The sequence below is a fragment of the Catenulispora subtropica genome (assembly GCF_039531675.1).
Lineage (GTDB): Bacteria > Actinomycetota > Actinomycetes > Streptomycetales > Catenulisporaceae > Catenulispora > Catenulispora subtropica.
The window spans coordinates 112,141-135,582 of sequence record NZ_BAAAQM010000016.1 but is presented as its reverse complement, the minus strand read 5'-3'; the positions used below and the strand labels follow the sequence as shown (position 1 = coordinate 135,582).

At 71.4% G+C, this 23,442-nt stretch carries 20 protein-coding genes; 5 read left to right on the top strand and 15 right to left on the bottom strand.

Annotation, left to right across the window (positions count from 1 at the left end; translation table 11 throughout):
- The first annotated feature begins 173 nt into the window (after positions 1-173).
- Together ABD466_RS16225 and ABD466_RS16220 are read left to right on the top strand one after the other, a co-directional pair.
- Positions 174-902: a hypothetical protein gene (locus tag ABD466_RS16225; protein WP_344657880.1), complete on the top strand. Its 729-nt coding sequence runs from the start codon at positions 174-176 to the stop codon at positions 900-902.
- Positions 903-1,262: 360 nt separating this feature from the next.
- Complete coding sequence (locus ABD466_RS16220; protein WP_344657879.1) at positions 1,263-1,394, top strand: hypothetical protein; 132 nt, start codon at positions 1,263-1,265, stop codon at positions 1,392-1,394.
- Positions 1,395-1,496: 102 nt separating this feature from the next.
- Here the strand turns inward: ABD466_RS16220 and ABD466_RS16215 are convergent, their stop codons facing one another.
- The 9 genes from ABD466_RS16215 to ABD466_RS16175 all read right to left on the bottom strand — a co-directional run bounded on the left by ABD466_RS16215 (position 1,497) and on the right by ABD466_RS16175 (position 11,019).
- Positions 1,497-2,528, bottom strand: a complete 1,032-nt coding sequence (locus ABD466_RS16215) for a Gfo/Idh/MocA family oxidoreductase (RefSeq protein WP_344657878.1) — start codon at positions 2,526-2,528, stop codon at positions 1,497-1,499.
- Positions 2,525-3,628: a DegT/DnrJ/EryC1/StrS family aminotransferase gene (locus tag ABD466_RS16210; RefSeq protein ID WP_344657877.1), complete on the bottom strand. Its 1,104-nt coding sequence runs from the start codon at positions 3,626-3,628 to the stop codon at positions 2,525-2,527. The genes ABD466_RS16215 and ABD466_RS16210 overlap by 4 nt, the downstream gene beginning before the upstream one ends.
- The gene (locus tag ABD466_RS16205) at positions 3,625-4,245 is read right to left on the bottom strand and encodes an acyltransferase (protein WP_344657876.1); all 621 of its coding nucleotides are present in this window, start codon (positions 4,243-4,245) and stop codon (positions 3,625-3,627) included. The genes ABD466_RS16210 and ABD466_RS16205 overlap by 4 nt, the downstream gene beginning before the upstream one ends.
- Before the next feature lie 105 nt (positions 4,246-4,350).
- Positions 4,351-5,463: a glycosyltransferase gene (locus tag ABD466_RS16200; protein ID WP_344657875.1), complete on the bottom strand. Its 1,113-nt coding sequence runs from the start codon at positions 5,461-5,463 to the stop codon at positions 4,351-4,353.
- A 7-nt stretch (positions 5,464-5,470) separates the two neighbouring features.
- A complete protein-coding gene (locus ABD466_RS16195; RefSeq protein ID WP_344657874.1) occupies positions 5,471-6,394 on the bottom strand; it encodes an ABC transporter ATP-binding protein in 924 nt (307 codons plus the stop codon).
- A gap of 13 nt (positions 6,395-6,407) precedes the next feature.
- Entirely contained in the window at positions 6,408-7,367 is a 960-nt protein-coding gene (locus ABD466_RS16190; RefSeq protein WP_344657873.1) for an ABC transporter permease, read from the bottom strand.
- A gap of 132 nt (positions 7,368-7,499) precedes the next feature.
- Positions 7,500-8,957: a glycosyltransferase family 4 protein gene (locus ABD466_RS16185; protein ID WP_344657872.1), complete on the bottom strand. Its 1,458-nt coding sequence runs from the start codon at positions 8,955-8,957 to the stop codon at positions 7,500-7,502.
- Between the two features lie 26 nt (positions 8,958-8,983).
- Positions 8,984-10,465 (bottom strand): ArnT family glycosyltransferase, encoded by a 1,482-nt coding sequence (locus ABD466_RS16180; RefSeq protein WP_344657871.1) that lies wholly within the window; start codon positions 10,463-10,465, stop codon positions 8,984-8,986.
- Positions 10,466-10,620: 155 nt separating this feature from the next.
- Positions 10,621-11,019, bottom strand: coding sequence for a hypothetical protein (locus ABD466_RS16175; protein WP_344657870.1), 399 nt, complete (start codon positions 11,017-11,019; stop codon positions 10,621-10,623).
- A gap of 440 nt (positions 11,020-11,459) precedes the next feature.
- On the opposite strand from ABD466_RS16175, the gene ABD466_RS16170 reads away from it, so the two are divergent.
- Together ABD466_RS16170 and ABD466_RS16165 are read left to right on the top strand one after the other, a co-directional pair.
- On the top strand, positions 11,460-12,404 hold the full coding sequence (locus ABD466_RS16170; protein ID WP_344657869.1) for a LuxR C-terminal-related transcriptional regulator: 945 nt from the start codon (positions 11,460-11,462) through the stop codon (positions 12,402-12,404).
- A 320-nt stretch (positions 12,405-12,724) separates the two neighbouring features.
- Positions 12,725-13,981, top strand: a complete 1,257-nt coding sequence (locus ABD466_RS16165; protein WP_344657868.1) for a nucleotide sugar dehydrogenase — start codon at positions 12,725-12,727, stop codon at positions 13,979-13,981.
- Positions 13,982-14,065: 84 nt separating this feature from the next.
- Here ABD466_RS16165 and ABD466_RS16160 read toward each other — a convergent pair whose 3' ends face one another.
- Positions 14,066-15,457 (bottom strand): hypothetical protein, encoded by a 1,392-nt coding sequence (locus ABD466_RS16160; protein WP_344657867.1) that lies wholly within the window; start codon positions 15,455-15,457, stop codon positions 14,066-14,068.
- Positions 15,450-15,962 (bottom strand): SigE family RNA polymerase sigma factor, encoded by a 513-nt coding sequence (locus tag ABD466_RS16155; protein ID WP_344657866.1) that lies wholly within the window; start codon positions 15,960-15,962, stop codon positions 15,450-15,452. Before ABD466_RS16155 ends, ABD466_RS16160 begins: the two co-directional genes overlap by 8 nt.
- A 131-nt stretch (positions 15,963-16,093) precedes the next feature.
- Here ABD466_RS16155 and wecB point away from each other — a divergent pair, with 131 nt between their 5' ends.
- Positions 16,094-17,200 (top strand): non-hydrolyzing UDP-N-acetylglucosamine 2-epimerase, encoded by a 1,107-nt coding sequence (gene wecB / locus ABD466_RS16150; RefSeq protein WP_344657865.1) that lies wholly within the window; start codon positions 16,094-16,096, stop codon positions 17,198-17,200.
- 66 nt (positions 17,201-17,266) lie between these two features.
- On the opposite strand, the gene ABD466_RS16145 is transcribed toward wecB, so the two are convergent.
- The 4 genes from ABD466_RS16145 to ABD466_RS16130 all read right to left on the bottom strand — a co-directional run bounded on the left by ABD466_RS16145 (position 17,267) and on the right by ABD466_RS16130 (position 23,433).
- Complete coding sequence (locus ABD466_RS16145; RefSeq protein WP_344657864.1) at positions 17,267-18,817, bottom strand: glycosyltransferase family 4 protein; 1,551 nt, start codon at positions 18,815-18,817, stop codon at positions 17,267-17,269.
- Between the two features lie 73 nt (positions 18,818-18,890).
- Positions 18,891-20,444: a hypothetical protein gene (locus ABD466_RS16140; protein ID WP_344657863.1), complete on the bottom strand. Its 1,554-nt coding sequence runs from the start codon at positions 20,442-20,444 to the stop codon at positions 18,891-18,893.
- A 38-nt stretch (positions 20,445-20,482) separates the two neighbouring features.
- The gene (locus ABD466_RS16135) at positions 20,483-22,120 is read right to left on the bottom strand and encodes a glycosyltransferase family 4 protein (RefSeq protein WP_344657862.1); all 1,638 of its coding nucleotides are present in this window, start codon (positions 22,118-22,120) and stop codon (positions 20,483-20,485) included.
- Between the two features lie 50 nt (positions 22,121-22,170).
- Complete coding sequence (locus tag ABD466_RS16130; protein ID WP_344657861.1) at positions 22,171-23,433, bottom strand: glycosyltransferase family protein; 1,263 nt, start codon at positions 23,431-23,433, stop codon at positions 22,171-22,173.
- Positions 23,434-23,442 lie beyond the last annotated feature (9 nt).

Below are 23,442 nucleotides of genomic sequence, written 5' to 3'. Positions count from 1 at the left end.
AACGCGTTAGGGCCTCAGCCCACCGGTTATCCCGGGACGAGGGCTGCAAACGTATGTTCTTCCCGGCCAGCGTCCTCACAGCGCGGGTGCCGACACCCGTCGATAGGCTGAAACCGGCGGTTCCCGTCTGTCCGCGAACGCCTGGGGACTGTCGCGGAGGAGGAACGAGCCGCATGAACGCTTCCGAGACGTCTCACCAAGCCGACCAGCTGATGCACGCGATCCTGAACCTGGCGAGGTTCCACCGCGATCACGAGAAGTTCTACTCGTCGGCACCGCGCGAGCAGGCTGTCCTTCTGCAACGGCACGCCCGCACCTTGCAGGCCCTCGCGGACCGCTGGTCGACGGCCGAACGGTCGGAGCGGTCCGTCTTGAGCCCGTTCGAGGCCGCCGAGGACCTCAACGCGCCCGACGCGGTCCAGCTCGACGGCGTGCTGTTCCTCGAAGGCGAGGGCCGCCCTCCGGAGATCACGCGCCTGATCCGCGACCTGCGCACGCTCGCCGAAGACGCCCTGAGCAGCGGCGAATGGCTCGCCGCGGCCATGGAGGCGTCCTGGGCGACGGCGGCGGCCCTGCTGCCGATGGACGGCTTCGCGGACGTCCTGGGGGAACGGCACCGCATCATCGCGAACGACTGGCGGGCGGCGGGCCTGACGACGCTGGCCGGGCGTCTGCTGGAGCGCGCCGCGGAGATCCTGGACGGCGTCGACTTCACCCCGGCGGCGTTGCGCGCCGACCTGGACGGCCGCCGGACCTCGGCGATGCGCCTGTACTCGGCGGCGGAGATGATCGGCCACGCGGCCGACCTGAGCAGCGACGCCGCCGGAGCCGAGCACGACAGCGAGCGGAGATGGCGGACGTTCCGGAGCAGGGCCGAGGAGATCGTCCAGGCGGATCGGTGACGCCTCGGGCGAAGCCCGCGCCGGTTCGCCCAGAAGGACCGGGTTTGGTCGCAGAAGGCGCCCAGGAGACGGAGAGTGGGCCGAGAGTCTCAGCATAGGAGCGCAGCCATGACGACCCGACCCGCGGCAGAGCCCGGTGGAAACCGACCAGGACCAGATGAGGCACGCGAGGACAGGGATGACCGAACACGGAGGCCGGCGCGCGTCGTCGTCACGTCAGCCCTTCTGGTGCTGGTCGCCCTCGGTGTCGGGGCTTCCCTCAAAGCGTGCCGGACTCGCTCCGGTCACGCCGGTCACGCCGGTCACGCCGGTCACGCCGCCGGCGGGAAGGCCCGCTTCGCGCGGGCACCGCATACCACCATGATCCGGATCGCCGCCGCGCCGCACTCGGTCGTGCGTGTCGTGTCGGCGCCCAGCCTCGGCCGCTCCATGGTGCGCATCCCGTCGGGTGCGGGCGCCTGGGCCTCCGAAGGTGCGCGGACGCGCTCCTGAACGAGGAGGCGGTGCCGACCACCCCGTATCAGGGCCGTCGGCACCGCCGATCACATCATGCTCACCGTTTGCTACAGCTCACGGCTCACGGCTCACAGCTCGTCACAGCTCGACGGTCGAACCCTTCGCGGCCGAGGCCAGCGCCGCCTCGGCGACCCGCACGACCTGCAGGCCCTGGCGCATGCTCACCACCCGCTCACGGCCGCCGTCGACGTCCAGGACCGCGTCCCGGAACGCCTCCAGCTCGGTGCGCAGTGGTTCCGGTTTCGGGATGGCGAAGCGCACCATGTCGCCCTCGGATACTCCACGGAAGGCTTGCATCGCCTCCCAGGTGGGGATCGTCGGGGCCGAGGCGTTGGCGTAGAACGTCAGGTCGGCGGTCAGGGTGTCGGCGACGAAGCAGCCCTTCTCGCCGGTGACGATCGTCACCCGCTCCTTCATCGGCGACAGCCAGTTCACCAGGTGGTTGACCACGGTGCCGTCGCCGAGACGGCCGGTCATGGCGATCAGGTCCTCGTGCTCGCGGCCCGAACGGTAAGCGGTGTGCGCCGAGATGGTGGTGTAGTGCTGCCGGGTCACCCACGCCGTGGAGTCGATGTCATGGGTGGCCAGGTCCTTCACCACGCCGACGTCGGCGATCCGGTTCGGGAAGGGGCCCTGGCGCCGGGTGACGACCTGGAACACCTCTCCCAGCTCGCCCTCCTCCAGGCGCTTGCGCAGCTCCTGCAGCGAGGGGTTGAAGCGCTCGATGTGCCCGACCGCGCCGACCAGGCCGGCCCGCTCGAACGTCTCGGTCAGCAGCGTCGCGGACTCCACATCCGGAGCTAAAGGCTTCTCCACCAGGGTGTGCACACCGGCCTCGGCCAGCGCCAGACCGGTCTCGGTGTGGAACACCGTGGGGACCGCGACGACGGCGAAGTCGATCCCGGCCGCGATCAGCTCCCGGACGTCGTTGAGCACCGGGCGGCCGTTCGCCGCGCCGTGCGCGTCGCCGCCGGGGTCCGCGACCGCGACCAGTTCCACGCCGTCCAGGGAGCCCAGGACCCGGGCGTGGTGCCGGCCCATCATGCCCAGGCCGATCAGGCCCGCGCGCAGCTTCGTGCCGTTGGTGGCGCCGCCGTTCACAGAGCTCACAGCGCGTTCACCCCGGCGACGATCCGCTCCAGCTCGTCCTGCGACAGCGTGGGCATGATCGGCAGCGACAGCGCCTCGGCGGCCGCCTTCTCGGTCTCCACCAGCTCGCCGGACACCCGGGACAGCACGTCGTCGCGCTGGAACGAGGGCAGCCGGTGGATCGGGATCGGGTAGTACATGCCGGTGCCGATGCCGCGCTCCTTCAGGCGGTCGGCGAGGCCGTCGCGGCCGCCCTCCACATCGTCGGTCACGCGGATCGTGTACTGGTGGTAGACGTGCTCGGCGCCCGGCGCGACCGGCGGGACGCCCACGCCCTGCAGGTGCGTGTCGAAGTACCGCGCGTTCTCCTGGCGCTGCTTGGTCCAGCCGGCCAGCTTGGTCAGCTGCACCCGGCCGACGGCGGCGTGCACGCTGGACAGGCGGTTGTTCAGGCCGATGACCTCGTTCTTGTACCGCTCCTCCATGCCCTGGTTGCGCAGCAGGCGGACCTGGCGCGCGACCTCGGCGTCCGGGGTGACCACGATGCCGCCCTCGATGGAGTGGATGTTCTTGGTCGGGTACAGGCTGATGCACGCGGCGTCGCCGAACGTGCTGATCGCCTTGCCGTCCAGGCTGGCGCCGACGGCCTGCGCGGAGTCCTCGATCACCTTCAGGCCGTGCTTGCGGGCGATCTCCATGATCGCGCCCATCGCGGCGGGGTGCCCGTACAGGTGCACCGGCATGATCGCGACGGTCCGCTCCGTGATCGCGGCCTCGATCGCGGCGGGGTCGACGGTGAACGAGTCGCGCTCGATGTCCACGAAGACCGGGACGGCGCCGACGACGGCCACCGAGTTGGCGGTCGCCGCGAAGGAGAACGACGGCATGATCACTTCGTCACCGGGCTTGACGCCCAGCGCCAGCACCGACAGGTGCAGCGCCGAGGTGCCGGAGTTCACCGCGACGCAGTGCAGGCCGTCGACGAGCCGCGAGAACTCGTCCTCGAACGCCTCCACCTCCGGGCCGGCGGCGACCTGTCCGGTCCGCATGACGCGCACCACGGCCTCGATCTCATCCTCGCCGGTCACCGGACGGGCCGGGGGAATGAACGGGAGCGTCATGCCTTCTCCTTCAGAACACCGTCGATCTCTACGTACTCGGATCCGTCCTTGGGGCAGACGAACAGGCCGTCGCCGCGATCCTCCAGCGGCTCGCCGGCCTTGCCCACCCACCGGATCCGCTTGGCCGGCACGCCGGCCACCAGGGCGAAGTCCGGAACATCCTTGGTCACCACGGACCCGGCGGCGACCAGCGCCCAGCGCCCGATCGTCACCGGGGCCACGCACACCGAGCGGGCGCCCACCGAGCAGCCCTCGCGCAGGGTGACGCCCACCGGAGTCCAGTCGTGGCCGGACTTGGAGCTGCCGTCGGTGTTGACCGCGCGCGGGTAGTGGTCGTTGGTCAGCACCACGGCGGGCCCGACGAACACGCCCGGCTCCAGCACCGCCGGCTCGTAGACCAGCGCGTAGTTCTGGATCTTGCAGTTGTCGCCGACCGGGACGTCGGGGCCGATGTAGGCCCCGCGGCCGATCACGACGTTCCGCCCGACCCGCGCGCCCTCGCGGACCTGCGCCAGGTGCCAGACGCTGGTGCCCGCGCCGAGTTCGGCGCGGTCGTCGACGTCCGCGCTGGGCAGGATCCGCACGCCTTCCCGGCTACCCTGCTTCTGTTCTGTCACTCTCGGTTCTCCGGGATCGCTCGTGCGGCCTCGCCTGGGTGCAGGCGCCCGGCCGGCGGCTCGGTTTCCAGCCTCGGTCCAGCCTCAGTCCAGCTCGGTCCGGCGTCAGTGTCCGGCCAGCCCGCGGACCTGCTCCGCGAGCGTGTCGTACGGCGAGGTCCCCGTGAGGTGCTCCGCGGCCCACTTGCGGGCGCCGCGCCGCGCCTCCAGGAGTTCGTCGTACTGCTCCGACCACCGCCGCAGCGTAGCCGACGCGGCGGCGGGGTCCGCCACCACCTCGCCCGCTCCGGACTCCTTCACCAGCTCGGCCATCCGCGGCAGCGGGGTCGCCACCACGGCCAGGCCGACGGCCAGGTACTCGTACAGCTTGCTCGGCACCGCCTCGCGGAAGGCCGGGGTGTCGTCCAGGAGCACGAGCCCGGCCCACGCCCCGTCCGCCAGCGCCCAGGCCTTCTGAGGATCCAGACGCCCGTGGAACCGGATCCGGTTGCGCACCTGCTCCGAGGAGGTGGCGCGCCAGTTCTCCAGCCAGGCCTGGTCGTCCGGGTTCAGCACCGGGCCGACCACGTCCAGCTCCCAGGTGTACGTGCCCTCCACCGCGGCCAGCATCGCCTGCAGGCCGCGCGAGCGCCGCACGTCGCCGATGTAGATCGCGCGCGGGACCTCGCGGTCCGGCTCGCCGGGCTCGGGCAGGAAGGAGAAGTCCGGGAGGTTCTTCACCACCAGGCGCCGCCGGCCCTTCATCGGCGGCACGTGGTCGTCGGCGACGACCGTGATGTTGGCCCGCTTGGTCCAGAAGGTGCAGATCCGGACCAGCGTGGTGGCCGCCATCTTCTTCCAGGACGCCCGGGCCCAGGCCCGGTCCTTGAGCAGCTTCAGGTAGTCCTCGTGCACGTCGGCCACGACCTTGCGGCCCTTGAACCAGCGGGCCAGCGTCGCGCCCGGCACCATGTCCGGGTCGACGGTGAGCAGTACCTTGCCGCGGGCGGTGAAGGGCAGGGCCAGGTCCGCCTTGAGGCGCTTCTTGGCGGAGCGGCGGCCGAGGGTGCGCACGGCGCAGTCCACCGGCCCGGCCTCGGGGGCCCCGAGGCCGATCACCTCGACCGCCAGGCCGGCGCGGCGGAGCGCGGCGGCCAGGCGGTGCAGGCGGGCGTCGGCGACGTCGTGGCCGCCGGTGATGATGGAGACGTCGATGCGGTCCGGGAACAGGGAGGACATCGGAGCGTCAGACATCCTCTCCGATGGCCTTGTGCAGCGCTTCCTTGGTCCGCTCGGCCTTGGCCGCGAGCGCCTGGTCCTCCTTGGCCTCCGCGGCCTCGGCGGCCCGCTTCTTGGCGTCGGCGGCTTCCCGGTCCTTGCGCTGCTGCTCGATGTAGGCGTCGATGACCTCGTCCGGGTCGCCGCTCTGCACCAGGTGGCCGTGGTCCATCCAGATGCAGTGGTTGGACATGTGCCGGACGGTCTCCAGGCCGTGCGAGACCAGCACGATGGTGCGGGCGTTCTCGCACAGCTCGAGCATCTTCTCGGTGGCCTTCTCCTTGAACCGGGCGTCGCCGGCGGACAGGGCCTCGTCCACGAGCAGGATGTCCGGGTCCATGTGCACGCCGACCGCGAAGGCCACGCGCGCGTACATGCCGGAGGAGTAGGTCTTCATCGGCCGGTCCATCGCGCCCTCGGACAGCATGTCCAGGTCCGCGAAGTCGATGATCGCGTTCTCCTTCTCCCGGATCTGGTCCTTGGACCAGCCCTGGGCCAGGCCGCCGAGGATGATGTTCTCCCGGCCGGTCAGGTTCTGGTTGAAGCCGACCCCCAGCGCCAGCAGCGTGGAGACCCGGCCGCGGACCTCGACGCGCCCCTGAGTGGGGGGCAGGATCCCGGAGAGCGCGCGCAGCAGTGTGGACTTGCCGGCGCCGTTGTGGCCGATGACGCCCAGCACGGTGCCGTGCGGCACCTCGAAGGAGACGCCGTCGACGGCCTTGATGACCTTCTGCTCGACCTTCTGGCGCTTGGCCTTGCGGATCAGGGCGGCCTTCAGGGTCGGGTTGGCCTCGGCCTTGGTGCGGTAGTAGAGGTGCAGGTCCTCGACCTTGATCGCGAGGCGGGACTCTTTCTGCTTGTCGATCATCTTGGGAGTCGCGGGGACATCCACGGTCTCGACGGTTTCAGAGGCGGACAGCGAACTCACGCTCCCTCGACATGAAGTACCAGGCGCCGATGAGCAGCGCGACGACGGCGCAGCCGGTACCGGCCAGCATCTCGTTCAGCTGGGGGGCGTACGACGCACCCGAGGTGAACGGGCGCTCACCGTCGCCGACGAGGACCGTGTTCCACGAGTTGATGATCGGCGACAGCGGGTCCCACTTGTAGAAGTACAGGATCCAGTGCGGCAGCGAGCCGGCGTTGACCTTCGCCCGCACGTAGCTCAGCGAGAACAGCACCGGCGTGATGTACATCCAGATCCGCAGCACATACGGCAGCAGCGTCGACATGTCGCGGAAGTACAGCGTGACCGCCGCGAACAGCAGCCCCAGGCCGTAGCTGAACACGGTCTGGATCAGGAAGATCGGGATGACCCACAGGATGTTCCATGTGAAGGACCTGTGCACGGTCAGATAGAAGAGCCCGTAGACCAACAGCGTCGGGAAGTACATCAGCATCGCCGTGAACGTCGTCGACAGCGGCAGCAGCATCTTCGGGAACGACATGTTGATGATCATCTTGCCGCCGCCGGTGATCGACTGGCTGGCGAACTGGATGATGTTCCGCGTGTAGAAGAACGCGAACAGGCCGGTCAGCAGGCCGACGAAGTGCTTCATGCCGCCGCCCTGGCCGGCGATCACGCTGGTCAGCAGGAAGTAGACCAGTGCCAGCAGCATCGGGTTCAGCACCAGCCAGAACTGGCCGAAGAAGCTGTCGAAGTGCTGGCCCTTCAGCGTCGAGGAGGCCATGTGGGTGGCGAACTGGCGCCGCTGCCACAGGTCCCGGAAGTACGGCCCCAGCTTCGGGAGCGCGTATCGGTAGGGCTCGAAGACGTGAACCTGCTCGGCGGCCGGGCGCGGCGGTTCGGGGGCCTTCGTCCGGGACTCCTGCTCGGAGCCCGTCTCACTGGTGGCGGTCGCCACGCTCACACTCCACTTGCTAGATAGCACCTGTTGGGGGGTCAGGGTCGTGCTGTCGAACTGGTGTCGCTGATCGCATCGGTCACACTATCGGGCGACGCTCTGCGGTCCTGCGAATGTCCCCGTGGTGACACCTTAAGCGCTCGGCGCGTCCGTCTCACCGAACGCCCGGACCCCCGTGCGCGGTTCCGGGGACCGGCCGAGCAGCCGCGCGTACACCGCGCTCAGCGCCTCCGCCTGGCCCTCCCAGGAGTTGGCCGCGAGCAGGTCGTCAGTGTAGCGGGCGGCGTAGCCGGGCCGGTCGGCGAGCACTTTGGCGACCGCCTGAGCGTACTCGTGGGCGTCTCCCGCGGTGAAGACCTCGCCGTTGCCGAGGTCGCGGGTGAAGTCGGCCATCGCCTGGACGTCCGAGACCACGATCGGGAGCTTGGCGTGCATGTACTCGTAGTACTTGGTGATCAGCGCCACCTCGTGGTTCGGGGTGTGCAGGATCGGGATCACGCCGATGTCGGCCGAGGCCAGGTACTGCGGCACCAGGTGCGGCGCGACGTAGCCGACCAGGTGCAGCCGGTCGCGCACGCCGAGCTCCTCGGCCTGCTTCTCCAGCGCCCGGGTGAACTCGGTGTCGGCGCCGCGGACCACCGCCATGTGCACGTCCGGCAGCTCCGGCAGGCCCTCGACCATGGTCGCGATGCCGCGCATCGGGGAGACGGCGCCGGAGTACACGAGCAGCGGGACCCCGTCCGCGAGGCCGCAGGCCCGGCGCAGGCTGGGGGCGTCCTCGGGCGCGACGTCCTCGTGCTCCTCGCCGGGGACGTGCAGCATCGGAGCGTTGGCCACCACGCCGGGCGTCTCAGCGAGGTGGTAGCGCTCCTGCAGCCACTGCGCGAGCAACGGCGAGACGGTGATGACGGCGTCGGCCTCGCGGACGTACTCGCCCTCCAGCCCGACGTAGGCCAGCCGCCGCTGCTCGGGCATCGAGACGCCGGCCACGAACTCGTGGGCGTCGTACAGCACCTTGGGCCGCTTCTTGCCCTGCTTCCCGAGCCGCTCCGCCACCCGCACCGCGATACCCGGCGTGTGCATGTCGTGGGCGTGGATGATGTCCGGCTCGAACTCCTCGATCAGCGCCGCCCAGCTCGCCTCCAGCCACAGCAGGTGCCGCGCCGTGCGCCGCCAGTCACCGTCCCGGAAGTAGGCCTTCCACAACAGCTCCTTGGCGCGGTGCTTCACACTCCCGTCGCCGGTACCGGGCTCCTTGATCCGCTGCACGATCCGACGCCGCATCTTGTAGTCCAGCGACGAGGCGAACGACAGCGCCCGGAACGGCAGCACCCGCAGCGACGGCGCCCCGCCGTCCTTCAACGGCCACTGCGCGATCTGCCACTTGTTGTGCAGCCCGGTCCGCACGACCTGCGCGGCCCCGATGAACGCGGGTTGCGACGGCCTGCCCTTGCGGCTCGGCTCGTACCCGAGCAGGAGGACGTCGTAGCCGGCCTCCGCGGCGCTGTAGGCGGCTTTCTGCACCCGCGAGTCCAAGCGGACGTCGTTGGCGACGAGCATCGCGACTCGAGGGCGGCGGTCGTTTGTCACACGAGGAATGCTAGTGCGGCCGGGCCTCATCGCGGCACATAGACCTCGATCCAGGAGCCCGCCGTGAACCTCGCTGCCAGACGGTAGCGGCTCGTGAGCTCGCGGTAGGCGGCGGCTTCGCGGGGATAGCGGACGGGGTCGGACAGGAAGCGGCCCGCGGCGTGCTGGGTGAGGATCAGGGCACGGGCCTGGACGGCGGGTCGATCAGTGGCGAAGGTCAGCGGGACGAGGTGGAAGCGGTCCGGGTCGAGCCACGGACCATAACTCTCCACCGCGACCGGCTGGTCATCGGGGACGTGGTGGGCCACCCACGCGGCCGCCTGGGTACGAGAGTGCTCGTCCAGACGCGGGTAGAGGCGTGCCGACGACGCAAGGGGCAGGAACGCCGCGGCGGCGGTGACGGCGGCCACGGCGCGCCGATGGCGGCGGGGGAACATCACCGGACCGGCTACACCGGCGAGAACCGCAAGAGCCGGGGTGAGGGGAACGAGATTCCGGTCGAACCGCACTGCCATCGTGGACAGGAGGAGGAACTGGGGAATCGCATAGGCGAAGATGACAATCAAGGTCCTGCGAACGAGATCGCCAGTACGGAAGACGGCGACAAGTGCGACCCCCGCAGCGTCCAACAACACCGGTTGATCGCGGAAGAGGGCGTTCAGATAGAACCCCGGCGCATCGCCCTCGGCGCCGACATGGCCCGCTTGGTAGTGGATGGCCTCGGCTTTCACTCCAGCCAGGACGGCGCCGGGATGGAGCACGAGCCCGGGCGTCGTCACCACGAATACCGCTGCGGCGATCCCCGCGACCTTGAGGAGATCCTTCCGTCGTCCCGGACTCAATGCATAAGCGACGATCACAGGAAGCACCGCGGCAGCGAGATACTTCGCCCCCAAGGCGAGCCCCACGCCGAAACCACAGATGAGTTCCCCATGGGGCATTGCCCGGAGAATGCGCGTGGTTCCGTACAAGGTGAGCGCTACTGCGAAGCCCGCATATACGTCCGGCGTCGCGTAGACGCTGTTAGCCGTCGCCAACGGAGAGACCGCCACGGTGACCGCAGCGAGAGCGGCCGCGATCCTCCCCCACCGCTCCGATGTCCCGAAACTCTTCAGCACTCCCCGCACTGTTGCCCACACCAGAAGACACGTCGCCACCGAAGCGATGACTCCGACGAACCGGATCGCGACGATCAGCGACCGCGCGTCAGTGTGGGCGACCCCGAGGTTCTCGATCCGCATCGCCCCGTGGGACGACACGTGAAGGCCCACTGCCCGGAACGCCTGCGTGACTCCGGCGATCACCTCGTACAGCAGCCCCGGGTATCTATAGGTATGCGCATCGAGCGTCCCCGTCGACGCCATCCGCACCCCGACCGCGATGTTCAGGGGCTCGTCCGAGTTGCCCACTCCAGGCAGGGCGGCGAAGAGAAGCGGTGTGCGCAGCACCAGCGCGAGCACGGCCACCGCCGCCGCGCCCGGATCGATCCTCCGATAAGGCAGTCGCATGTGAGATCTCAACGATCGACCGACATGCGTGGAAACGCCCGGCTGGTCCGATCACACTCCATCACGAAGATCGCGGGCGAATACCGTGTGCCCCGCCGAGTGGGGATCGGCGGGGCACACGAGACCTGGCGGGGTCGGGGTGAAGCGGTCGGGAGTCAGATCCGGATGGAACCGTCGAGGGACCGGTAGGGGTCGTAGGACCGGTAGGTGTCCACACTGGCTTCGGCGTCGTCCAGGAGTTCGTAGCCGTACGGCCCCTCGGCCCACTCCACGGCCCAGTCCGCGAGTAGCGGCGAGGTGGCCAGAGCGCGGCGCACGAGACCGACGGCGGCATCTCGGGCGGAGCCCGGCAGGTCCGGTTCCGAGGCCAGGTAGAGACCGGCGACCAGGCGCGCCGGGTAGACGCCGGCCTCGTCGACGACGACGTGCGCGTGCTCCAGAGCCCGGGGGGAGCCGGCGGAGACTGCCTGCAGCGCGTAGCGCAGCGTCGCCGCGCACAGTCCGCGGTCGCCCACCATGCCCGAGCGCTCCACGGCCACCATGATCAGTTCCATGTCGATCTCCTTCACTGAGCGGTGAGACTCCAGCAGTTCATGCAGCCCGGCATTCCGGACGCGGAGGGGGCGGTGCCCGCGGCGAGCGGAGCGGGCTGGGGGCGCGCGGCGGTGGGGGAGACCGTGAGCGCGGCGACGCCGACGGCTAGCGCTGAAACAGAGAGGATCCGCTTGAGACGGGACATTGCTTGTCATCTTCTTCCTGGAGTGAGCCCGGGTGGCTGGGAACGGGCCCGTGTGCACCCGGGTGTTCACCGCGTTCGAGTCTCACCGGAGCCCCGGTCCGGAGGGAACCGGATCCCGGCGTCCGCCTTAGGACAGGCCGGACCCGGCCACGCGAGGCTCGGCGGAATCGTGCCGAATCCCCCTTGATCGCCAGGGTGTTCGGCTGCGAGCATGGGGTCCGGCGTGGAGGCTTGGACCGTTGTGAGGGGGCTGCCGTGCTGGGTTCGCTGGGACTGGATCCGCTCGCGCAGGCGGTCTACAGCGCGATGCTCGCCGACCCCACGGTCGGCGTCCGGGAGCTGACCGCGCGCCTGGGCACTGACGAGGCGCAGATCCGGGAGACCCTGGACCGCCTTGTGGAGCTGGCCCTGCTACGGCCCTCCCGGGAACGCTCCGGCACCCTCTATCCGGTCTCCCTGGTCGCCGGGATGCAGCTGCTGGTCCGGCGGCAGGAGGCGGAACTGGCCGCCGGGCGGGACGCGGTGGCGGCGGGCCGGGCGGCGGTGGCCGACCGGGAGCCGGCCGAGCGGCTGATCGGGCTGGACTCGGTGCACGCCGAGCTGGAGCAGCTGATGGCCGGCGCCACCGTGGAGGTGCTGTCGATGGTGCCGGGCAGCGCTATCCCGTCGGCCTCGCTGGAAGGCGCCAAGGACGCGGACGAGGACGTCGCCCGCCGTATCCGCTCCCGGGTGCTGTACCACGCGTCGGTCCGCAAGGACCCGCACACCGTCGCCTACGGCCGTTGGCTCGCCGAGCGTGGCACCGAGATCCGCGTCTCCCCCGCTGTGACCCGCCGCCTGCTGATCGTCGACGGCCGCACCGCGGTGGTGCCCATCGAGCCGGAGCAGCCCAGCGCGGGCGCGCTGTGCGTGCGCAAACCCGGACTGGTGGACCAGCTGATCGCGCTGTTCGAGCTGATCTGGACCGACGCCGTCCCGCTCGGCGCCCCCACCAAGGAGGAGACCGCGGCCGAGCTGTCTGCGACCGACCGGCATCTACTGCGGCTGCTGGCCGACGGCCTCACCGATGACGCCGCAGGCAAGCGGCTGGGGATCTCGGCGCGGACGGTGCGCCGGATCATGGCCGACCTGATGGACCGCCTGGGCGCCGAGAGCCGGTTCGAGGCCGGGGTGCAGGCGGCGCGGCGCGGGTGGCTGTGAGGCCGTCGGCTGCTGCGGCCACTGGCTGTGACCGCTCGGCTGTGAACTCGGCAGGTTCCGGCCGCCGACTGACCACTGGCTGACCACTGACTGGCAGCCGCCTGACCGCAGCCTGACCACCGACCGGCGGCGAACCTTGGGGAACCAGCCGCTGACCGGCCGTTAACGCCCCTTGACTCGCCCGCCCCCGCATGGCGACCCGCGTAACCGCCCGGATACAGGACATGAGCGGACGTGAGACGTCCGCCCCACTCACATAGAGTTGGCGCGGCGCGGCGCCTTTCGGCGGCGCGCGGCGGATTCGAGCTTTCGGAGTCATCATGCACGTAGTCGTCGCCGGCCAGGGGTACGTGGGCCTGCCGCTCGCGGTCCGGGCGGCCGAAGTCGGGCATCGCGTCGTGGGCTACGACGTGGACCCGCACCGCGTGAAGCAGCTGGCGGCCGGCGAGTCGTACGTCGAGGACGTCGCCTCCGAGCGGGTCCGGGCCGTGCTGGAGTCCGGTGCCTACAGCGCCACCTCCGAGGCGTCCGCGCTGGCCGGCTTCGACCTCGCGGTGATCACTGTGCCGACTCCGCTGCGCGACGGTGTGCCGGACCTGAGCTACATCGAGGCCTGTGCCCGCACCCTGGGTGCGCACCTGCGACCCGGCGCGACCGTGGTGCTGGAGTCCACGACCTACCCGGGCACCACCGAGGAGCTGATGGTGCCGATCCTGGAGGAGGCCTCCGGGCTGGCGGCCGGCCGCGACTTCCACGCCGGGTTCAGCCCCGAGCGCATCGACCCGGGCAACAAGGCGTGGCCGTTCGACAAGACGCCGAAGGTGGTGTCCGGTATCGACGAGGCTTCCCTGGCGGTGGTCAAGGAGTTCTACGACGGCCTGGTGGAGACCACCGTCCCGGTCTCCGGGCCCAAGGAGGCCGAGCTCGCCAAGCTGATCGAGAACACTTTCCGGCACGTCAACATCGCGCTCGTGAACGAGATAGCGATGTTCGCGAAGGCGCTGGGCGTGGACGTGTGGGAGGCGATCGGGGCCGCGGCCTCCAAGCCCTTCGGCTTCATGAAGTTCACCCCGGGCCCCGGCGTCGGCGGCCACTGCCTGCCGATCGACCCGTCTTTCCTGTCCTGGAAGGTGGAGCGCACGGTCGGCGTCCCGTTCCGGTTCGTCGAGCTGGCCAACGATGTGAACAACCACATGCCGGACTACGTGGTGCGCCGGCTGATGGAGGCCTTCAACGCGCGCCGGCAGACCGTCAACGGCTCCCGCGTGCTGCTGCTGGGCCTGGCCTACAAGGCGAACACCTCGGACGCGCGCGAGTCCCCCTCCACCCGGGTCGCCGAGCTGCTGCTGGACCTGGGCGCCCAGGTGCGCGGCGCGGACCCGCACGTGGTGGACGACATCCACGCCGACGCCCGCCTGGTCCGGGTCGAGGCGACGCCGGAGGAGATCGCGGCCGCGGACGCGGTGGTGCTGCTCGCCGAACACGCCGAGTTCGACTACGAGGCTGTCGCGCGGCACGCGAAATACGTGCTCGACTGCCGGAACCGATTGAGCGGTCCGAACGTCGAAGTGTTGTGAGACGCCGGAACCCGGCTTCCCCTGTGGGGTGGGGAGCCGGGCTCCGGCGTTCTCCGCCAGCGGGCGGCGCCGCTGGTCAGCGTGCTACTTCGCGGCCGCCAGACGCTGCAGCGCGGTGTGCGCGATCTGCTGCACCCAGGCGTCGCCGCCGGGAATCGGCTGGTCGGCCGAGGCTCCGCCGGCGAGCACGTCGAACGTGAGGACCTTGTCGCCCACCTGGACGGCCACGGTCACGCCGCCCTGTTGGTCCTTCCAGTGCTTGATCCAGGCCTTGTCGCCGAAGCCGGCCAGCGGCTGGGGCGAGCCCAGGCTCGGGCCCTGGAACTGGTCGTAGGCCGCCAGCCCCGCCCGGGCCGCCGAGGCGTCGGCGAAGCGGTAGACGCGCTCGTTGACCATGAACTCGCCGTCGCCGCCGGTGATCGTGGCGCGGTACATCATCCCGTCCACCGACGTGGACGCCGGGATCGCCCGCTTGTCGTGCCACGCCTCGCCCTTGTCCGCCCCGAAGCCCTTCCCGAGGTCGGCGGGGGCGAACAGGTAGCCGTCCACCGGCTCTGACACCGGGAGCGGCGTGGGCGAGGGCTCCGTCACCCCGGACGGCGGCTGCTGCGGCGTGGGCAGGGGCAGGTTCTGCGGCTGGTCGACGCTCGGCGCGCTCCGCACGCGGGAGACCGCCTTCTGCAACACGCCCGTCAGCCAGCCGTCCGGCAGCGTCTTCAGACCCTTGTCGGAGCCCGGCATGACGTCGTATTCGATGAGGACGGAGCCGACAAGGGAGAAGGCGATCCACTGGCGGTCGCTCGACATGCCCCACGGCTGTTGGAAGACGAACGCGCCGTCGCCCACGCCCGGGACGTCCTGGAAGACGGGATCCGGCTGTCCGGCGACGCGGTGGCAACTGGATGCCTGGGCAGACGAATAGGCGGATCGGTACGCGTCGTGCGCCCTGCCGGGGTCGGCGAACTGGAAGACGGTCTCGCCGGTCATGAGGCGGACATTGTCCGTGTCCAGGCCGTCGAGCTCCTGGTGGATCGGGGTGCCCGCGGTGGTGATCGGATTGAACTGAGCGCAGAGCGCGCGGTCGAACGCCGGCCGCATGGGCTGGACCGCCATGGCCGTGAATCCGGAACCGAGGTCGTCGGGGCGCAGGAGCCCCTTGGCCAGGTCCACGTAAGGACCGCTGCCCGTCGGGACCGGGCTCTTCAGCGGCGTGGTCTGCACCGTCCCCGGCACCGAGGCCGGGCCCTCCGTCCGGTTCGAACCGCCTCCCGCCAGGCCCGTCCCCGCCGCCGCGACCGCCACCACGGCCGCCGCGGCACCGGTCGCCGTCAGCGCCCTGTGCCGCAGCCGCTGGCGCTGCCCGCGCTTGCGCACGCTCACCGCCGGTCCCGCGTATCCCGCCCAGGCCTGGCCGTCGACCACGTCGGCGAGGACACCGCGGAAGTGCTCGCTCATCTCGTCCCCCAACTCAGGCATGCGTCATCTCCCATCCCTCGGATCCGTGAGCGTCGGCCAGCAGTCCGGCGAGCGCCGTGCGCCCCCGGGACAGCCGGGCCTTCACAGTCCCCTCCGGTACGTCCAGTGCTTCCGCGACCTCCGCCACCCGCATGCCGCCGAGGTAGTAGAGGACGAGCGCGGCGCGCATGCCCTTGGGCAGCAGCGCCAGCGCGTCGCGAACCGCTATCGCGTCGGCCGACGGCGGCGGCAGATCGGCCGGGGCGCCGTGCCGGGCCATGGCCCGCAGCCCCGCGGTGTAGTGCCGCCACCGGGACACGGCCAGCCGGTAGGCCGTGGTCTTGACCCAGCCCACGGGGTCGTTCCCGTCCCGGGTCAGCCGGTCCCAGCGGGTCCAGGCCCGCGCGTAGGCCTCCTGGACGCAGTCCTGGGCGTCGTGCAGGTCGCCGGTGACCAGATACAGCTGTCCGATCAGGCGTGGCGCGGTGGCCGCGTACACCTCGTCGAAGTCGCTCGGCGTCGCCAAGTGCCTCCCCCAATTCCTCGTGCCGGTCGATGGTCTCAAGCCCTGCACGCGGTCGGCGGCCCGGAGGTTGCGTCGGGAGGTCGTCTAGAGTTGCCGGGTCAGGCAGCGACCCGAGCGAGACGGCGGAATCCTTGAAGATCATCTGCGTGGCGGGGGCCCGCCCCAACTACATGAAGATCAAGCCGGTCATGGACGCGCTGGAGGCGCGCGGCGCCGAGGTCGTGCTGGTGCACACCGGCCAGCACTACGACGAGGCCATGAACGACGTGTTCTTCCGGGACCTGGGCATCCGGCCGCCGGACCGCTACCTGGGCGCGGGCTCGGGCACGCAGGCCGAGCAGACGGCGCGGATCATGCTGGCCTTCGAGCCGGTGGCCGCCGAGGAGGCGCCGGACGCGGTGGTGGTGGTCGGCGACGTGACCTCGACCGTGGCCTGCGGCCTGGTCGCGGCCAAGGCCGGGACGCTGCTGGCGCACGTCGAGGCCGGGCTGCGCAGCCGGGACTGGTCGATGCCGGAGGAGGTCAACCGGGTCGTGGTGGACCGGCTGGCGGACTACCTGCTGGCGCCGTCCGCGGACGCGGTGGACAACCTGCGTGCCGAGGGCTACCGCGAGGACCAGGTCCACCTGGTCGGCAACGTCATGATCGACACGCTGTTCGCCAACCGGGACCGCGCCCTGGCCTCCGGGGCGCTGGAGGGGCTGGGCCTGACCGCCGGCGGCTACGGCCTGGTGACGCTGCACCGCCCGGCCAACGTCGACTCGCCGGAGGCGCTCGCCCCGCTGGTCGGCGCCCTGACGAAGGTCTCCGAGGAGCTCCCGCTGATCCTGCCGGCCCACCCGCGGGCGGCGGCGGCGCTGCGGGAGCTGGTCGCCACCGACCGGATCCGCCTGATCCCGCCGGCCGGCTACCTGGACTTCGTCGCCCTGCAGGCCGGCGCCCGCATCGTGCTCACCGACAGCGGCGGTGTGCAGGAGGAGACCACGGCGCTGGGCGTGCCGTGTGTGACGCTGCGCGACAACACCGAGCGCCCGATCACCGTGTCCGAGGGCACCAACGTGCTGGCCGGCCGGGATCCGGCACGGATCGTGGAGATCGCCCAGCGCGTGCTCGCCGACCCGCCGGCGGCCCGGCGGCCCGCGCTGTGGGACGGCCGTGCCGGGGAGCGGATCGCCGAGGTGCTGCTGTCCGGCGGAACGGCGGCGACGCGGCTGCGGCCGACGGACCTGCCGGAGTAGCCCGACCGGCCGGGAGACCGGGGCGTCCGGCCCGGAATCAGGGGGCCGAGACGTCCGGGCCGGAAATCAGGAGGCCGAGACGTCCAGCCCGGTCACGTCCCGGTACAGCTGGAGCATGACCTCGGCCTGGCCCTCCCACGAGTACCCGCGCAGCGTCTCGTCGGTGTAGACCTTCGTGTAGGCGGCGGGGTCGGCCAGCACCTTGCGCAGCGCCTCGACGAACGAGTGCGCGTCGCCGGCCGTGTAGACCTCACCGTTGCCGAGCTCCCGGGTCAGCTCCGAGGTGGCCTTGACGTCGCTGGCCACCACCGGCAGGCCGGCGCTGATGTAGGACCAGAACTTGGTCGTGATGGTGAGCTCGTGCAGCGGGATGTGGAGCAGCGTGTCGATGCCGACCGTCGCCGAGCGCAGATACGCGGTCAGCTCCTCGCTGGGCACGTAGTCCAGCAGGTGGAAGCGGTCGGCGACGCCGAGCCGCTCCGCCATCGTGACCAGTTCGGCCACGAAGCCGTCGCGGCGCCCGACCAGCAGTGCGGCGTGCACGCCCTCGAGCTCCGGCAGCGCCTCGACCACCGTCTGCAGGCCGCGCACCTTCGTGACGCTGCCCGGGTGCACCAGCAGCGGGACGTCCGCGGCCAGGCCCAGGGCCCCGCGCACGCCCGGCACGTCGTCCCCGGCCGCGGCCAGGTCGGCCAGCGCCGGCATGTTCTTCACCAGCACCGGCGGCTTGCGGCCGGGGAACTTCTCGATGCCGTGGAACTCCACCATCGAGGCGGCGTAGCCCTCGATCGGGCTCATCACCGCGTCGGCCAGCGGCAGGTACTTGGCCTCCTGGGCGGCCATGGCCGGGGCCCAGGTGGGGTTGTCGCGGGTGTCGCCGGCGAAGAACTCGTGGGCGTCGTAGATGACCTTCACGGTGCGGCCCTTGGCTTTGGCACGCGCCGCGGCCCGCACCGCGACGCCCAGCATCTCGGCGTCGTTGGCGTGGATCAGGTCCGGCTCCAGCTCGTCGGCGGCCCGGCCGAAGGAGTCCTCGAAGTCGACCAGGCGCGGCTGGGCGTTCCACACCGCGCCCTCCCCGCCGCGCTTCACGAGCAGCTGCTCGATGGCGGTGCTCGGGGACTCCTGCACCACCGCGTAGTTGTGGTCCAGCGCCTGCTTGCGCGCGGCGATCCAATAGCCGGCGGCCTTCACGCCGAAGGCCCGGGCGGCCAGCACGGCGCCGTCGACCAGCTTGGAGGCCGGGTTCATGCCCTCGGCGGCGCGGCGGGCCAGCAGCTCGCGCTCCACCGCCAGGTTGGACTGGCGTATTCGCTGGCGCTGGTGCTTGACCTTGCCGAGCTCGACCGTGGAGTAGGCGATCAGGCCGCCGACGCCGCTACGGCGCGGGTGGTAGGTGCGGTACTTGGTGGCCGCCATGCTCTCAGCCGGGCGCAGCACCGTGACCTCGCCGAGCTTGCTCTCCTCACGCTTGCCGCTGTACGGACGCCCGATCAGGTAGGTGTCCCAGCCGGCTTCGGCCGCCGAGCGCGCTTCCTTCTGCACCCGGGAATCCCCGTCGATGAAGTTCCCGACCAGCATGACTACTCTCGGACGGCGCTGGTCGGACGTGGTCACTGTTCCTCCGGGGGCAGGTGTGGACTGGCTCGGAGTTTAGCAACGGCTCATATGACCTTCATCCCGGACGGGTTCAGCCTCGCAGCCAGGGCTCGAGCGCCTGGGCCGACTTGCGGCCGTCGTGGAACTCCTGGACGAAGGCCCGGCCGGTCGCGGCCACCGCGCGCGCCGCGTCCCGGTCGGCCAGCACACCCTCGATGACCTCGCCGAGCGTGTCGGGGTCGGCTTGGATGGTGGGGATCTCGACCGGCACCCGGCCCCGGACCCTGGCGTCGATGTTGGCGATGCTGACCCGGCCGGCGGCCATCGCCTGGCAGGTCATCACGCCGTAGTTGCCGATCACGAAGTGGTCCAGCACGATGTCCGCGTCCTGCACCACGCCGACCAGCTCGGCCTGCGGGATGTGCTCCAGGCGCCGGTACTCGATCAGGCCCCTGGCCTCCAGGTCGCGCAGCGTGGGCTCGATCAGGTCCGAGCCCTTCATGAACGGCCGCGACGGGGCGTGCACCACCACCGGGACCTCCCGCTCCAGCGGCGGGCGGGCGCCCTCGGTCCACTGCCCCAGGTCCACGACCACCGGCAGCCAGGTGGCCTGCGGGACGTCGTCGATCAGGTCCGGGGTGGAGACGAAGACCGGGCCGTCGAAGTCGGCCACCCACTCGGCCATCTCGGCGGTCTTGCGGCGCAGCGTCTCGGTGAGCTCGCGGTCGGCGTCGGTGGCCGGGGCCCGGAACGGTGAGAACTTGTAGAGCTCGACGTGCCGGTCCGGCGAACGGATGTCGGACCCGTGGAACAGCAGGCCGGCGCGGATGCCGGCGCGGCGCAGCTCGGGCAGGTCGTCGGCGAGCAGGCCGCCGTTGAGCCGGCCGAAGAACGCCAGGCCGCTCTCGGACAGCACGTGCGTGACGGTGTCCAGGGTGTCGGCGACGCGGCCCAGGCCCCACAGCGGGTCGACCCAGTCCTTGTCCTCGGCCTTGATGTCCGAGCCGTAGCCGAAGGCGTAGCTCTTCTTCTGGATGTTGCGGGCCCTGATACCGGCGTGGGTGTCGACGGCCCGGGCCCAGGCGTAGCCCATGCCCGCGTTGTTGTTGGAGCCGATGAGCAGGGAGGGCGCCGGGTCCACCGTCTTGGCCACGGGCTTCGCCGCGCCGGGGGCGACGGCGGTGCGGCCGAGCTTGGCGACGGCCTTCTCGGCGGTCTTGTCGCCGGCCACGACGACATCCGGCGCGAAGGCGTCGAGGTAGGGGCCGATCTCGGCGGCGACGTCGCCCGCGGTCCAGGTGGCGGCCGGGTCGCGCAGCGCCCTGCCACGGGCGTTGCGGGTGGTCAGCACCGCCTTGCGGCCGAGCTTGCCAAGGGCACCGGGGGCGGTGTCGAAGGCGGTGCCGACCCGGGCCTCGACGACGTGGACGCCGCCGCGCGAGGGGTCCGGCTTGCGCTTGCCGAAGGCCGGCGTGACGAACAGGACACTGTAGCCCTGGTCGAGGAGCCGGTCGGCCTCGGCGCGCGCGGCGCGGGCGGTGCCGGCCGGGGCCGCGGAGACGACGACGGCCCGGTTGCGGGCGGCGGGCAGGTGCGGGTGGTCCGACGGGCGGTCCTGGTGGTCCGGCTGGTCCTGCTCGGGCATGCGCGGCGGCTTTCTGGTCGGTCACTCGCGCCGCGCGTTCACGGCGTTCCCGGAACGGCGGCATCCGGTGCCGCAACGTTAGCCGATTCGGGTGAGGACGCGCGGGGCGGCGGCATCGTCGGCACGGCGGCGGACGCGAACCGACGCGGGACCGGCCGCAGGCCGCTCACCCGCTCGTAGAGGTCGAGCAGCTCCGGGACCTGGCCTTCCCAACTGTGCTGGGCGAGCATCCGGTCGGTGTAGACGGCCGCGTAGCGCGCGCGGTCGGCGGCCACGGTGCGCACCGCCCGGGCGAAGCCGTCCACGTCGCCGACCTCGAACACCTCGCCGTTGCCGAGCCGCCGGGTCAGCTCCCCCGCCGCCTTGACGTCGCTGACCACCACCGGCAGCCGGGCCCCGATGTAGGACCAGTACTTGGTGGTGATCGTGAGCTCCTGCGTGGGGATGCGGCGCAGCGTGTCGACGCCGATGGTGGCCGAGGCGATGAAGTCGGTGAGCTCCTCCACCGGCACGTAGTCCAGCACGTGGAACTGGCCGGCGACGCGCAGCTCGCCGGCGAGGGCGGTCAGCTCCGCGACGTACCCGGACCGCGAGCCGACCAGCAGCGCGAGGTGGGCCTGGGGCAGCTGCGGCAGAGCTCTGACGGCGGTGTCGAGCCCGCGGATCGGCGTCACCGAGCCCGGATACACCAGCAGGGTGGCCTCCGGGCCCAGGCCCAGCCGCCCGCGCACCCCCGGGCCCCGGCCACCGGGCACGGTGAAGGTCGACGCCTCCGGCATGTTCCGCACCACTGAGGGACGCACCGCGAGCCCGTGGTGCTCGACCAGCTTGTCGGCGAAGTTGTCGACGGCGGTCACCACGCCGTCGGCCAGCGGGATGTACTTCGCCTCCTGTGCGCTTATCACCGGAGCCCAGGTCACGTCCTCGGGCCGGATGTCCCCGGCGGTGTACTCGTGCGAGTCGTAGACCACCGCGACGCGGCGTCCGGTGCGGCGGGCCCGGACGGCCGCACGCACCGCGACGCCCAGCATCTCGGCGTCGTTGGCGTGGATGACGTCCGGCTCCAACTCGTCGGCCACCCGCCCGAAGGAGTCCTCGAAGTCCGCCAGGCGCGGCTGCACGGCCCACGCCGCCACGTCACCGCCCCGCCGCACCAGAGCCCGCTCCCACGCATTGCTGGGCCCCTGAGCCGCCGCAGCATAGTTGCGGTCGAAGGCCCGCTTCCGCGCCGCGACCCAATGCCCCCGAAGCCGCACCCCCAGCACCCGCACCGCCAGCGCCACCCGCGCCCGCAACGCCTCCGCCGGCCGCAGCCCGGAGGCCAGCCGCCGCGCCAGCAGGAGCCGGTCGGTGACCAGGTCCCGCTGCCGCAACCGCTGCCGCTGATGCCGCGTGCGCGTCTGCTCAAGGGACCGGTAGGCGATCAGCCCTCGTAGTCCGCGGCGATGGGGATGCGAGGCCCGGTACCGGGTCGCGGTCATCGTCTCGGCGGCGCGCACCACAGTTGCCTCCCCGAGGGCGTACTGCTCGCGCTTCCCGGTCGGCGACCGCCCGACGAGATAGGTGTCCCAGCCAGCCGCCGCCGCGTACCGCGCCTCCTTCTGCACCCTGGAGTCGCCGTCGACGAAGTTGCCGACGAGCATCACGATGCGCGGGCTATGGTCGCTGTGGGTCATCGATCCATTGCACCACGGTGATGCCGGTGGGTTCGGGGACCGGCGCGCTCCTACTTCAACTTCTTCCGCAGACTCCGATAAGCCCGGTCCGCCCGCCGCACCGCCAGGTGCAGCCCCGGCTTCGCCTCCAGCCGGTCTCGCCGCGTCAGGCCGGGCAGCGGCTCGCCGTTCGGCCCCAGCTGGGCCCGTAGCCGCTCGATCTCGGCCTCCAGCTCCTGCACCCGCTTCTTGCCCGTGGACTCCGGCCACTCCGGGTAGGCGCTGACGACACGGCCGCGCGGGCGCGTGTACGCCTCCAGCAGCTGTGCCGCCACCACAGCGCTGTCGTGGCGCTGGGTCACCCAGGTCAGGCCCTCGGCGCGGAGCCGGGAACGCTCCGCCGGGTCGGCCGCCAGCTTGCGCACCACCTCGCCGAGGGTCGTGCCGGTGGCCTCGACGATCGGCAGCTCCGCCACCGCGGCGCCGGGCATCGCCTCGCGGGCGCGGACCCGTTCGTGGACGTGCGCCACCGCGATGGCGCCGCTGGCCATCGCCTCGCAGCTGACCACGCCGTGGTCGCCGATGGTCAGGGAGTCGACCACGACGTCCGCCTTGGCGAACTCGGCCTTCACCTGGTCGCGGGTCAGGCCGGACAGGGGGCGGTAGACGATCACGCCTTCGTCGTGGAGCGGCCGGAGGGCGGCGTCGACGAGGTCCGAGCCCTTCGTCGAACGGCGGGAGGGCATGTGCACGACCACCGGGACCGCGGGCTCGGCGCCGCGCGAGGTGCGCCAGGCCGCCACGTCCAGCGCCAGCGGCACCAGCTCGGCGTCCGGGACGTAGTCCGGCAAGCCGGCCGTGGAGACGAACATGGCGTCGCAGTACCGACGGGCCACCGACACGCGGGCGCGGATCGCGTCCTCGTCGACGGTCGCGCCGGCCAGGTAGGAGTCCGGTTCGCGCTCGGCGTGGACCGAGGGGAGGCGGACGTCGGAACCGTGCCAGTGCATGTAGACGCGCTTACCGAGGGAGCGCAGCAGCGGCAGGTCCCACAGCTCGGGCAGCACCGGCTCCCGGGCGTCCAGCAGGCCGCGGCCGTACTGCAGGTGGAAGACGTCGAAGCCGCGTACCGCGTCGTCCAGCGCCTGCCAGCGGTACTGCGGGTCGGCCAGCAGGCGGTCCTGGTCCCACTCGCGGTCCGGGCGCAGCCCGAAGGCCGGCTCGCCGAACGACCAGACCTGGGCGTCCACGCCCCGGGCCCGCAGCGCCCGAGCCCACTCGGACGGCTGGCCGGCGATGTCTCGGGGGGCGTACAGGACGCGGAGCTTCGACACAGCCCGACC